At 42.2% G+C, this 12,131-nt stretch carries 11 protein-coding genes; 5 read left to right on the top strand and 6 right to left on the bottom strand.

Translation table 11 applies throughout. The features are described 5' to 3' along the window. Positions 1-129: 129 nt before the first annotated feature. From HUN01_RS21215 to HUN01_RS21195, 5 genes are all read right to left on the bottom strand, one after another. On the bottom strand, positions 130-555 hold the full coding sequence (locus tag HUN01_RS21215; protein WP_181927860.1) for a hypothetical protein: 426 nt from the start codon (positions 553-555) through the stop codon (positions 130-132). Positions 556-639: 84 nt separating this feature from the next. Next, complete coding sequence (locus HUN01_RS21210; protein WP_181927859.1) at positions 640-1,761, bottom strand: geranylgeranyl reductase family protein; 1,122 nt, start codon at positions 1,759-1,761, stop codon at positions 640-642. A 137-nt stretch (positions 1,762-1,898) separates the two neighbouring features. Then, the gene (gene frr, locus HUN01_RS21205) at positions 1,899-2,447 is read right to left on the bottom strand and encodes a ribosome recycling factor (protein ID WP_069074278.1); all 549 of its coding nucleotides are present in this window, start codon (positions 2,445-2,447) and stop codon (positions 1,899-1,901) included. After that, a complete protein-coding gene (pyrH, locus tag HUN01_RS21200; protein ID WP_181927858.1) occupies positions 2,434-3,162 on the bottom strand; it encodes a UMP kinase in 729 nt (242 codons plus the stop codon). Before pyrH ends, frr begins: the two co-directional genes overlap by 14 nt. 71 nt (positions 3,163-3,233) lie before the next feature. Further along, positions 3,234-3,788: a thioredoxin family protein gene (locus HUN01_RS21195; RefSeq protein WP_181927857.1), complete on the bottom strand. Its 555-nt coding sequence runs from the start codon at positions 3,786-3,788 to the stop codon at positions 3,234-3,236. Between the two features lie 469 nt (positions 3,789-4,257). On the opposite strand from HUN01_RS21195, the gene HUN01_RS21190 reads away from it, so the two are divergent. The 3 genes from HUN01_RS21190 to HUN01_RS21180 all read left to right on the top strand — a co-directional run bounded on the left by HUN01_RS21190 (position 4,258) and on the right by HUN01_RS21180 (position 7,883). After that, positions 4,258-5,184: an alpha/beta fold hydrolase gene (locus tag HUN01_RS21190; protein WP_181927856.1), complete on the top strand. Its 927-nt coding sequence runs from the start codon at positions 4,258-4,260 to the stop codon at positions 5,182-5,184. 39 nt (positions 5,185-5,223) lie between these two features. After that, positions 5,224-6,048: a Uma2 family endonuclease gene (locus HUN01_RS21185; protein WP_181927855.1), complete on the top strand. Its 825-nt coding sequence runs from the start codon at positions 5,224-5,226 to the stop codon at positions 6,046-6,048. 584 nt (positions 6,049-6,632) lie between these two features. Next, complete coding sequence (locus HUN01_RS21180; RefSeq protein WP_181927854.1) at positions 6,633-7,883, top strand: serine/threonine-protein kinase; 1,251 nt, start codon at positions 6,633-6,635, stop codon at positions 7,881-7,883. Between the two features lie 35 nt (positions 7,884-7,918). Here the strand turns inward: HUN01_RS21180 and HUN01_RS21175 are convergent, their stop codons facing one another. Next, a complete protein-coding gene (locus HUN01_RS21175) occupies positions 7,919-8,827 on the bottom strand; it encodes a c-type heme family protein (protein ID WP_181927853.1) in 909 nt (302 codons plus the stop codon). 294 nt (positions 8,828-9,121) lie between these two features. Here HUN01_RS21175 and HUN01_RS21170 point away from each other — a divergent pair, with 294 nt between their 5' ends. Next, positions 9,122-11,023: a serine/threonine-protein kinase gene (locus tag HUN01_RS21170; RefSeq protein ID WP_181927852.1), complete on the top strand. Its 1,902-nt coding sequence runs from the start codon at positions 9,122-9,124 to the stop codon at positions 11,021-11,023. 212 nt (positions 11,024-11,235) lie between these two features. Beyond that, positions 11,236-12,129 (top strand): SDH family Clp fold serine proteinase, encoded by an 894-nt coding sequence (locus HUN01_RS21165; protein WP_181927851.1) that lies wholly within the window; start codon positions 11,236-11,238, stop codon positions 12,127-12,129. The last annotated feature ends 2 nt before the right edge of the window (positions 12,130-12,131 follow it).

The following is a 12,131-nucleotide window of genomic DNA, read 5'->3' as shown; positions in this document are numbered from 1 at the left end:
GCGAAGGCGGACTTTGTTTGTGTAGCCGCGACTTCCAGTCGCCAGGGTATAAGAATGATGTAGATGAAAATTTCCTATTTGCTAAACCACAGCAAAAGAAAGCGCTATGCAAAATGATTGCTTTTGCTCTTACTTCTGTCCTATTTTTAGCCAATGCCTAGATGAAATAACTTTCATTTTCAAGTTAGTAAATTGCACGATCGCCTTTACCAACTCTTGCTGCTCTAGTTGCAAATTCAATTTTTCTAACGCTTGATTGAGATTATTACCAGCCCGGAGATTGTGATTAAGTTGGGCACGTTGGGATGAGTTTAACACTGCCTCAATTTCTCTGTTTCTTCTCTGACGTACAGCCTGGATTTCTTGGCGTTGTAAGGGAGTCAGGTCAATCTCCGATGAGGTGGAATAGCTTGCAGTTTTGGTAGTCTGGGCGAAAATAACACCAAAAGTAGTATTGATTTGAACGGGTGCGGCTAAGGCAATTCCCGGCATGAAGAGGACAAGAGCAAGAATATTAGCTAACACAGACAGCCGTTTTATCAAGTAAATTGCCATATTGCCATATTTAGAAATCCCTATTATACAGTGGCGGAAGTTTGCTTACTTTTAACAAGTTGCTCAAGCAACTTGTCTGGTTAATTAACCTCCAAAACCAGAAATTAAACGCTTGAGAGCACGACCGGCAACATCGCCATAGCGCAGTTCTCCACACATAATCTTACCCATGATTTGGGGAGCAGAGGGGTGCTTAACACCAACTTTGTAGCCAATGTTGGAAAACCGATAAAACGCTCCAGCTAACTTTTGCGCCCAAGCCATCTCAGTACCCACTTCTTCATTAATGGCTTCGCTATATTTTTCTAAAGCGTTAGTGTCACCAGAAAGTGCTTCATTAATGGTTGCGGCTGCGAGCAAACCGCTAAAAATTGAGGGGCGAATGCCTTCTGCTGTCATGGGATCAACCACACAAGCAGCTTCCCCAGCCAAAATAGCATTTTGGGTGTGCAGCTTTTGATTACCATCCCAAATACATAGGGGATGACCATATTGTTTGCTGGTTTTGAGGTCTACATTCAATGATTTGGCGTACTCATCCAAAATCTTTTTGAAGTCCTGGGGTTGACGGCCAATAAACGTCCCGACACCGATGGAATAGCCATCAGCTTTGGGAAAGTTCCAGAGATAGCCATTTTTTACCAAGCCAAACTCAAAATGAATTATGGGTTGGTTTTCTATAATTCCAGGGATTTCTGCCTCTAAAGCCCCTGTGAGGAGACGTTTCCGTTCTTTGAAACCTAGCCATTTTGCCATCGGCCCTTTAGCACCATCAGCCGCAATTAAGTAGCGACCTGTAACTGGCCCATTGGCTGTGTTAACTTGCCAATAGTCACTTTGAAATTCAATACCCGTTACTTCAGTATTATCTCGTAGTTCAGCCCCTTGCTTCTGTCCTTGCTGTACTAGGAAATGGTCAAAAATATCTCGTCGCACCATCCAGACTGGTTCTTTAGTGGCAATTTTTGCTTCCACTGGGTCGCCCAATTTCCAGGTAAAGCGAAGGGAGTCGGCTTTCAGAGAAATCGCTGGGCTAAAATCAAAGTCAAACCATTGAGCGATCGCTGGAGATACACCACCGCCACAAGGTTTATATCTTGGCAAGGATTCTTTTTCCAGCACTAATACTGAGCGACCTTGTTTGGCTAAATGATATGCCGCTGTTCCACCAGCTGGCCCAGCGCCGACGATGATACAGTCGTACATAAGGCTGAATTTTTGCTCCTGAATTAGTTTATTTTCTATTGAGATACTTGATCAATTTTTGTTAGATACTTAAGAAATGATAAAGGCTGAAGAATTTATCCATTATCCTTCAGCCTTTATGCTTCAGACTTTAGACTTTAAACAGTCGTAATGTCTTTTTCTTTTTCTGCCAGCAATTCGTCTATTCGGGCAGTGTACTTGTTTGTTAGTTTTTGCAATTTATCTTGCTGATCTCGTGCTTCATCTTCAGGAATTTCGGCGTTTTTTTCCTGTTTGCGAATGGCGTCTATGGCATCGCGGCGGATGTTGCGAATAGCAACACGACCCTCTTCAGCATACTTAGATGCTATTTTGACGAGTTCTTTACGACGATCGCTTGTCAAGGGCGGAATATTCAAACGAATCACGGAACCGTCGTTGCTGGGGGTTAAACCGACATCTGACAAAGAAATCGCTTTTTCGACTATATTTAAACTGCTGCGATCGTAGGGTTGAATTAAGATCGTCGTAGCATCCGGCGTGCTAATGTTTGCCAGTGATTTCAAGGAAGTGGGCGAACCGTAATAATCCACCAATACCTTATCTAATAGACTCGCATTGGCTCGACCAGTGCGAATTGAGTTAAAAGATCGTTGAGTCGCCTCAACGGTCTTTTGCATCGTACTCTCAGCTTCAGCTAATTTCACAAGAACCTCCCACAAGGGTACCGATGGATTCTCCCAAGACTGCTCGGTGGATGTTGCCTCGCACCGTTAGGTCAAATACCAGAATTGGGATATTATTTTCTTTACACAAGGCGATCGCAGTACTATCCATCACCCGCAAATCTTTGGCTAAAACGTGTGCGTAGGTAAGGCTATTGTAACGCTTGGCCTCAGGATAAATATGAGGATCTGCATCATATACTCCGTCTACTTTGGTGGCTTTAAAAATCACCTCAGCATCAATTTCTGCGGCTCTTAATGCCGCAGTGGTGTCTGTAGTAAAAAAGGGATTTCCAGAACCAGCACCAAAAATTACCACCCGTCCTTTTTCAAGATGACGGATGGCACGACGACGGATATACGGTTCTGCTAATTCTTGCATAGCGATCGCAGTTTGTACCCGCGTCTGTACTCCTATGCGTTCCAGAGAATCTTGTAGCGTCATGGCATTCATTACCGTGGCAATCATCCCGATATAGTCAGCGGTTGCCCTGTCCATCCCCGCCGACGCTGCTTTGACGCCACGAAAAATATTGCCGCCGCCAACAACTATGGCGATTTGAGTGCCAGTGGCTATCACCTCTGCTAATTCTTGTGCTATTCCTTTGACCACTTCTGGATCAATGCCATAGCCCATGTTGCCCATTAAGGCTTCACCGCTCAGTTTGAGTAAAACCCGTCGGTAATTCGTTCCCATGAAGTTCCGCTTTATCAAAAAAGTTGCAATTGCCTCCAATTTAAGATAACAGTTACAGGGACTATCTATGTCTAGTTACGCCAAATCAATGTAGTACCTATTGGTTCTGTTTGTGGTATGTCTATTTCTTGACCTTTAAACAGAGAAGCGATCGCAGTTCTCAAATAATCCTCTCCCACCGATGATGGGTCTTGGCGATGATTGTCAATTCTACCTTTGTAGCGGACTATACCATTAGTATCTATTAAAAAAGCCATTGGTGTTTTTGTAGCACCAAAACTGCGGGTCACATCTTGCGTAGAGTCCCACAGGTAGGGGAAGTTCAAGTGGTGACGCAGGGCAAAAGCTTTCATATTTTCAAAGCTTGACCGAGTTTCGCGATCGCCATCACTACCATTCATCCCAATTAGTGTGAAGCCTTTTGGCGCAAATTCGGCTTGAATGTTTCTGAGCTTGCCTAGATACCACTCTACATAAGGACAGTGGTTACACATGGAAATGACGCCGACTGCTCGGAACTTCTCAAGATAACGCCTGAGATGGTGTACTTGACCATCAATTCCTGGCAGTTCAAAATCTGGTGCGTAGCTCCCAACGGGAGTATCAATTGTTTCTAGTAGATTCATGATTTCTGGCCCGCAGAACTAGGAACAAGAAAAATATTGTTAAATTCAGCGTCAGTTTCCAGTTGCAAACCACCCCTTAGCCGATGCCTCATATTCGCCAATCTTATAGACTTATATTGGCTATCGTAAATTGTGAAACTACTGAATCTATCACTGATGCTAATTCACTTACATATCCAAATAGCGAAAATATTACTCACATTACAAAAGTTCTGATTTCTAATACTGACATAATATAAGTTGTGAGTAAATTACCTCTATCAACAAGATGAAAACTCTCTATAAATAGATAAAACTATCAGCTTAATGCTAGTGTTATCAGCCTAGAAGCTTTCGTGGTATAGGTATAGGCTATCACTAGAGCCAAAGATTTATTTTGAAAATCTGATAAATTTTCTTCAAATTCAAAACAATTTTACTTGCGTCTTACTGCCGAAAGGCTTTTACCCTTGTTCTCATCAAAATTCTCATGACAACCTCAACTTCAAACACAGCACTTACCTCGACAAAAACCTGGATTTGGCAGGATTTTCCAATCTGCTATCAAACCCAAGGAACCACTGGGCCAGCTGTTGTCCTCGTGCATGGATTTGGCGCTTCTTGGTGGCACTGGCGGAAAAATATTCCCGTATTAGCGGAAAGTTGCCGTGTTTATGCGATTGATTTGATTGGTTTTGGCGCTTCCGCAAAACCTCAACCTGGCGAACAAATTGCCTACACATTAGAAACCTGGGGACAGCAAGTAGCAGATTTTTGCCGCGAAGTTGTCGGCGAGCCAGCTTTTTTAGTCGGAAATTCTATTGGCTGTATTGTAGCCATGCAAGCAGCAGTAAGCAATCCAGATATTGCCTTGGGAGTTGCTTTGCTCAATTGTTCTTTACGGCTGTTGCACGATCGCAAACGGGTAACTTTACCTTTATCTCGTCGTTACGGAGCGCCTCTACTGCAACGTCTGTTATCTATCAAACCAATTGGCGAGTTCTTTTTCAATCAACTCGCCAAACCGAAAACAGTGCGGAAAATTCTGCTGCAAGCATACTCGAATCCTGAGATGGTGACAGATGAGTTGGTTGATATTCTGACTTCACCAGCAAGCGATGTGGGGGCTGGTGCTGTGTTCCTGGCTTTTACTTCTTATTCTACAGGCCCTTTACCAGAAGACCTTTTACCACTGCTACCCTGTCCGGCAATTATCTTGTGGGGAACGGCTGATCCGTGGGAACCAATTAAGTTAGGAAGAGAATTAGCTAACTTTCCTCAAGTACAAAAGTTTATTCCTTTAGAAGGAGTGGGGCATTGTCCGCAGGATGAAGCGCCGGAGTTAGTCAATCCGATTTTACTCGATTGGATTTGGGAGCGATCGCTGTTAAAAGACTCGGCAAAATTAGAAGCATAATTTGTATCCAGCCACTCTCAAAATGTTCACAATTTGACTATGACTTCTTCTCCCCACTATATTCCCCAATCTGATCCGCCGCTTCCTCCTTGGGAAACTCTACCAACAATGTATGATTTACCAAGTGACAACCCAGAGGAACCCGGTTTGCCAGACGATTTTCACTTTTTACAACCCTTAATTTTATATTTAACTTTTCAGCCAATTAACTGGAATCCAGAACTAGTTTATAGTGCGGCTGATCTTAATCTCTACTATGATCTCCAGCATCCTTTGTGGTATAAACGCCCAGATTGGTTTGGTGTGGTAGGTGTAGGAAAATTATACAAAGGGGAGGATTTACGGTTAAGTTATGTAACTTGGCAAGAACCAGCAAATCCCTTCGTGGTTGTTGAGTTATTATCTTCAGGTACGGAAGATGAAGATTTAGGCACAAGAAGAGAAAGTGCAGCAGATAAACCTCCTAGTAAATGGGAAGTTTATGAACGAATTTTGCGGATTCCCTACTATGTTGTTTTTAGTCGCTATACTAATGAACTTCGGGCTTTCCAGTTAGTTGGTGGTCACTATGAACCGATGAACTTGACTGATGGATACCTACTAATGCCAGAGATAGATTTAAGTTTAGGCTTATGGCAGGGTTCATTTCGAGATATTGAAAGGTTGTGGTTAAGGTGGTTCACTTTGGCGGGAGAATTAATTCCCGTACCCACAGAAGAAGCCGCTGCTGCAACGGAACGAGCGATCATTGCAGAAAAAGAAGCTACAGAAGCCAAACAAGAAACTGCTCAAGCTAAACGAAAAGTAGAACAATTAGCAGAACGTTTGCGTCAGTTAGGTGTGAATCCTGATGAATTACTGTAGCTTCAGTAGTCTTTTATGATACACAGCATATTTTTCTGCTTTTGAGAAATCACCTGTACTGAAAACCTTAATAGCCGATTCTGAAACAGCTATCTCATAATGAGATTGGCTCTCAGAAAGATTAATTTTTGAGAGCGATCGCATATTTAGCACTTGAAATACGTATAATATTTTTTTCAGGAAGTCTATAGCAACCTCAGTTTTTCTGAAAAACCATGATGTTGCGCTATATCCTTAACTATTCCTAAACTCAATGTCAATTGGGTTACTAGGCGTATAGATAAGGTTCAGCAGCAAATCTAAAAGGCGATGCCCTGAACAGTCGCAGATATTACCGCAGACACTGGCTATGTTGCGGCTGCTAAAATACCTAAGTATGAGTAGCATGATTAAACTACTCAGGTAAAAATTGTCTATTTGGTCACACAAGACCATCGAAAGATTGTAGAAAAGTGTATTTCCTTGTTTTGATAGTGGTGCTAACCTCAATTTGAAGGATGTTATCAGCCTTTATCTGCTAGAGTTTCTGACTTTCAGCAAACTAAATAATTTATCAACAATAAAATCGCTAGGAGTGCGATGAGATGTCACAGTTCCATATCACAAGGCCAGAAATAGCTGCTGGAACTCTAATCGATAACCGCTATATTATCCAAAAACTTCTAGGACAGGGAGGATTAGGACGAACTTACTTAGCTTTTGACACTCGTAGATTTGATGAACCTTGTGTTCTCAAAGAGTTTGCACCCATTGGCACAGGGGAGAGTGGACTGGAACAATATCGCAACTTATTTAAAAGAGAGGCAAAAATTCTTCATCAATTGCAACATCCTCAAATTCCCAAGTTTTTGGCTTGCTTTGAAGGAGACGGTCGGCTATTCCTAGTACAAGAGTATGTTGATGGTAAAACATATTCGAGATTATTAGGAGAACTTCAACGTCAAGGAAGAAATTTCTCTGAAGACGAAGTTATCCAGTGGCTAAAAAATCTGCTGCCTGTTTTGGAATATGTCCACCAGCACAACATTATCCATCGAGATATTTCTCCTGATAACATTATGTTACCCACTGGCAAGGATCTGCCAGTACTGATTGATTTTGGTGTTGGTAAACAAATTGCTGACGTGAACGAGGGGAGAAGTTCTAACCACCAGGTAACCTTTGTTGGTAAAATGTCCCTCGTCGGTAAAGTGGGATACGCTCCCCGCGAACAGATTAGCTTGGGTTTATGTTCCCCCTCTAGTGACCTCTACGCTTTGGGTGTAACAGCTATTGTGCTACTCACAGGTAGAGATCCATCTTTACTAATGGATCAATATTCACTTGAGTGGAACTGGCGTTATTATACCTACGTCACTGATAGTTTTGCTCAAGTACTCGATCAGATGTTGGCAGATAGGCCTAACAAGCGATACCAAACAGCCAAGGAAGTTATCACAGATTTACAGCGTATTGGAGAACCACAAGTGGCAATGTCTCCTGCAATTATGTTTGATGATTTACCTGCCACGGTATTTAATCCGGAATTTCAGGCTATGTCGGCAATATCGCAGTCATACAACCAACCTGGAGAAACAATTTTTAGTTCACTTAGTTCACCTACTAGTCCACAAACTGGGCGAATTGAACAACAACAACCTTCCCTCCAACCAGCATTTATCAAAAGTTGTCACCAGGGGTTAGCCTACCACATCGGCCCAATGGCAAATGTGATTATAGAAGAAATATTAGATGAAAATCCTTATATCTCGCCTGAACAGTTTATTGAACTTATAGCTAGGCAAATTCCTGACTTTCAAGCAGCTATTGAATTCAGAAAAAGATTATTCTCATAAAGATTTCAAGGGGATAATATTTAATTTTGGATTGTTTAGTCCCCTGTACTTCCCTGAGTGCGTTTGATTCTTTTCATTGCCATTTCTAAACTTAACTGCATCCGTTTAAAGGCTTTAGCTAAATTACCGATTTCATCATTAGACATCTGCTCGAATTCAACTTCCATATGTCCAGTACTAACTTCTTCCGCTATGCGAGTCATGCGTTTGAGAGGCATAACAACTTGTCGATTCAAGAATAAGTTGACTAATAAGATAGTCACTATAAATATAGTTGATACAATTAGGATAATTAGTAAAGAAGACTGATTGGCTTTGTTAATGACATTATTTGCAGGTACTGATATAATCTGAGCGCCAACAATCTCATTAAGCTTCCACCCAAATCCATTAGCTGTGCCATAGAGATTAATCATACTTTGAGGTGCAACTTCGGGTATACTATGACACTTCAGACAGCTACCTTCAGAAACTGGTAAGGGACGAGCAATATAAAAGATATCCCCAGCAGGAATTGAACGAAATCCACTCACTTCTTTAAGGTCTGATTTATTTCTGAACCTTTCTACAATTTCCGTCTCAAAACCGTCAGCCTTATCTCGAAGATTAGTGGGATTGAGAGTTGCTTCTTTGTAAGAGAACTCACGGTAGTCTGTCGTTTTCCGTAAAATATCAAATACTTCCCGTGCTGAGTATGCAGGCACACTTTGCGGCAAAAACTCAGTAGCCAATTTATCGGCTAGCTCTGGATTCACTTGAGTACTAGTGTATTTACGAACAGAACTCATGGTTTCCATGAGCATGACACCTGTTGAGCTAATATCTTGTTTAGCATTCTCCCTAAGTAGAGAAGACAGAGCAAATCCACTCAAGCTCAGACCGAATGTCAAAATTATCAGTAGCAGAATTGTAAACTTTTGTTTCAGATTCAGATTCTTTAGCATAATTTTAGATTACCTACAAGTCAAATTATTATGAACAAATATGGCTAAAGTTACCGTTTACTCTAGCATGAGCAATTAACTTTCATATTTTGGTGTAAAGGCATAGTTTAGCTAAAACTATTAGGGTATATCCAACTTTATACTATTAGTAATTATTGAGGTTAATGAAAATGTTCTCTAAGTAACTAAGCTCCAAAAAGCTACAACAGCAATTCAAATGGAATTCCTAAAAATTCGTGTTGGCTGTTCTGATACCGTGCCAAAATAAATACCAGCAATTGTCAAATATTACTAATGGTGTGGAATGCAGGAAAGTCTTTATTCGGGGGACGCTACATTATCGAAAGCCAACTAGGTGAAGGTGGAATTGGCATTACTTATCTTGCCAGAAATCAACGGAATCAACAGCGAGTGATTAAAACCCTCAAAGAAGAAATCCTGAATCACCCCGCCTGGATACTTCACCGAAACAAGTTACGGCAAGACTTTCGTGATGAAGCAGTTCGGCTGGCTGTGTGTCACCATCCTCATATAGTACAGATAGAAACCATCTTTGATGAGGGAAATTTGCCCTGCATGGTGATGGATTACATTGAAGGCGAAGACTTAGGACAGCGCTTGAAACGGATAGGGATGCTATCAGAAGTAGAAGCGCTGTTGTACATCCGGCAAATTGGCGACGCTTTGACCCTAATCCATTCTAAAGGACTGTTGCATCGGGATCTCAAACCACGCAACATAATGATCCGCATTGATAAATCAGAAGCAGTGCTGATAGATTTTGGCATCGCTAGAGAATTTATTCCTAATATGATCCAAAGGCATACTGTGTATCGTACCCCTGGTTTTGCCCCACCTGAACAGTATGAATCAGAAGCGCCACGAGGAGAATACATTGACATCTATGCCCTAGCCGCTACTTTGTATAATTTACTTACCGCAGTTGTACCAACAAGTGCAGATGATAGACGTCACAATATCAATTTAGAACCACCACAATATTTTAATCCCAACATCAGCAACAGGGTAAATCAGGCTATTATGTGCGGCATGGATTTGGAGTCAACCTATCGTCCCCAGTCTGTGCAGGAGTGGTTGGATTTATTAGGCCCTGATAGAGGGGAAGATGTAACAGCAACATCATCTACCTTAGTGATAACGCCTAGACTTAAACTACCTCCACCTGTTTTACCACTTGTTGTATTAGATCAGCAGAACTGGCAATGTATACAGACCCTCAAAGGTCATTCTAGTATGGTTCATGCGATCGCCATTAGCCCAGATGGGCAATTTATTGCTAGTGGCAGTAATGACAACACCATCAAACTTTGGCAAGTAGGCACTGGCAAGTTAGTGCGTCAACTAGGTCGTTGGTCTTCTAGTCATTCCAATATGGTTAATTCCGTCGCCTTTAGCCCAATCTCTTCAAACCTTTCTTATCAAGGTGATTCCGGTAAATCTGCGGGAGTTGTAGACCTGAATCGCAGAATTTTAGCTAGCGGTAGTTGGGATAACACCATCAAATTGTGGGATGTCAACACAGGCAAAGAAATTCGTACTCTCATTGGTCATGCTAATTGGGTGAATTCCGTTGCCTTTAGTCCAGATGGTAAGTTTCTGGCTAGCGGTAGTGCTGATTGTACAATCAAACTGTGGCAGGTACACACAGGTATAGAAACCCAAACTTTCAGAGGTCATTCCGACTCAATTTCGTCAGTTGCCTACTCTCCGAAAACGCCTGCAACTAATAGCAAGGATAGACAGCTGGTGGCTAGTGGCAGTAATGATTACACTATCAAACTGTGGCAAGTATACACAGGCAGAAACATTTGCACATTATTAGGTCATTCCTTCTTCGTCAACTGTATTGCTTTTAGCAAGGACGGAGAAATTATTGCTAGTGGCAGTGGCGACAATACGATTAAACTGTGGCACGTACACAGTGGCAGAGAAATTCGTACTCTCATTGGTCATTCTGATTCAGTTTGGTCAGTTGCCTTTAGCCAGGATGGGCAATTTCTCGCTAGTGGCAGTTGGGACAACACTATCAAACTGTGGCACGTACACAGTGGCAGAGAAATCAGCACACTTACAGGGCATTCCAACTATGTTAGATGTGTTGCCTTCAGTCCTGATGGACAAACCCTAGTTAGTGGTGGTGATGATGACACTATCAAGATTTGGCGAAGAGGGTAGTCAATAATTCGTAATGATGTTCTCTACGAGAGGTTGCGCGTAGATTGCTTCCCTGTAGGGGTACGCGGACTCGCTAACATAATTTTGAATTTACATATCTCTGTGCTGAGTGTAGTTCGATACTTTTAAATCTACAGATAGAACTGCGATCGCACCAAATTTGCGACAATAATGACGGCAACCGTGATTCTTGAACAATAAATTAATATTATATGGGTTTTGGTATTGGTGATTTATTCTGGATTTTCCTGCTTCTGACTTCTTTGCAACCCCTTTGGCAAAAACGTCAAATAGAATATCGGCGCTTGCGTGCTTTGCAAGAATTCCAGCAGGAACGCGAAAGTCGGGTGATTTTGCTGATTCACCGCCAAGAGTCCATTAGTTTCCTGGGAATTCCCATATCTCGCTACATTACTATCGAAGACTCAGAACAAATATTGCGAGCAATTCGCCTCACACCCGCAGATGTGCCGATTGACTTAATTTTGCACACTCCTGGTGGCTTAGTTTTGGCTACAGAACAAATCGCCAGAGCATTAATTCGCCACCAAGCAAAAGTCACAGTCTTTGTACCCCACTACGCCATGAGTGGCGGTACTATGCTTGCCCTCGCCTCTGATGAAATTATTATGGATGCTAACGCTGTCTTAGGGCCAGTTGATCCCCAATTGGGTAATTACCCAGCAGCAAGCATCCTGAAAGTAATTGAAGATAAACCCATCAGTGAGATTGATGACCAAACTCTAATTATGGCCGACCTCTCACGCAAAGCAATACAACAAGTACAGCGGTTTGTACGAACTCTGCTGAAAGACAGTATACCCAAACAAAAAGTTCTGCCAGAAAATATCGAACCGATTATCGAAGCCTTAACAACTGGGCGCGTTACCCACGACTATCCCATCACTATTGAAGAAGCAACAGAAATGGGGCTGCCCGTAACCGTCGGACTGCCCCATTCCATTTATAATCTCATGGATCTTTACCCACAGTCACAAGGAGGACGACCCAGCGTGCAGTACATTCCTATGCCTTACAATGACCGCCGTTCAATTCTACCTACACCCAAAGGCAGACCCTTAGAAGAACCAAATCAGATGACTTGAGT

Origin of the sequence: Nostoc edaphicum CCNP1411, from assembly GCF_014023275.1 — a bacterium.
Taxonomy (GTDB): Bacteria; Cyanobacteriota; Cyanobacteriia; order Cyanobacteriales; family Nostocaceae; genus Nostoc; species Nostoc edaphicum_A.
Note: the sequence above shows the minus strand (reverse complement) of the source record. Positions and strands in the feature narration are given on the sequence as shown.

Coding starts and splice junctions, on each gene's coding strand:
- HUN01_RS21215 (WP_181927860.1), bottom strand. CDS start 555: ATGGCAATTTACTTGATAAAACGGCTGTCTGTGTTAGCTAATATTCTT.
- HUN01_RS21210 (WP_181927859.1), bottom strand. CDS start 1,761: ATGTACGACTGTATCATCGTCGGCGCTGGGCCAGCTGGTGGAACAGCG.
- pyrH (WP_181927858.1), bottom strand. CDS start 3,162: ATGGGAACGAATTACCGACGGGTTTTACTCAAACTGAGCGGTGAAGCC.
- HUN01_RS21195 (WP_181927857.1), bottom strand. CDS start 3,788: ATGAATCTACTAGAAACAATTGATACTCCCGTTGGGAGCTACGCACCA.
- HUN01_RS21190 (WP_181927856.1), top strand. CDS start 4,258: ATGACAACCTCAACTTCAAACACAGCACTTACCTCGACAAAAACCTGG.
- HUN01_RS21185 (WP_181927855.1), top strand. CDS start 5,224: ATGACTTCTTCTCCCCACTATATTCCCCAATCTGATCCGCCGCTTCCT.
- HUN01_RS21180 (WP_181927854.1), top strand. CDS start 6,633: ATGTCACAGTTCCATATCACAAGGCCAGAAATAGCTGCTGGAACTCTA.
- HUN01_RS21175 (WP_181927853.1), bottom strand. CDS start 8,827: ATGCTAAAGAATCTGAATCTGAAACAAAAGTTTACAATTCTGCTACTG.
- HUN01_RS21170 (WP_181927852.1), top strand. CDS start 9,122: ATGGTGTGGAATGCAGGAAAGTCTTTATTCGGGGGACGCTACATTATC.
- HUN01_RS21165 (WP_181927851.1), top strand. CDS start 11,236: ATGGGTTTTGGTATTGGTGATTTATTCTGGATTTTCCTGCTTCTGACT.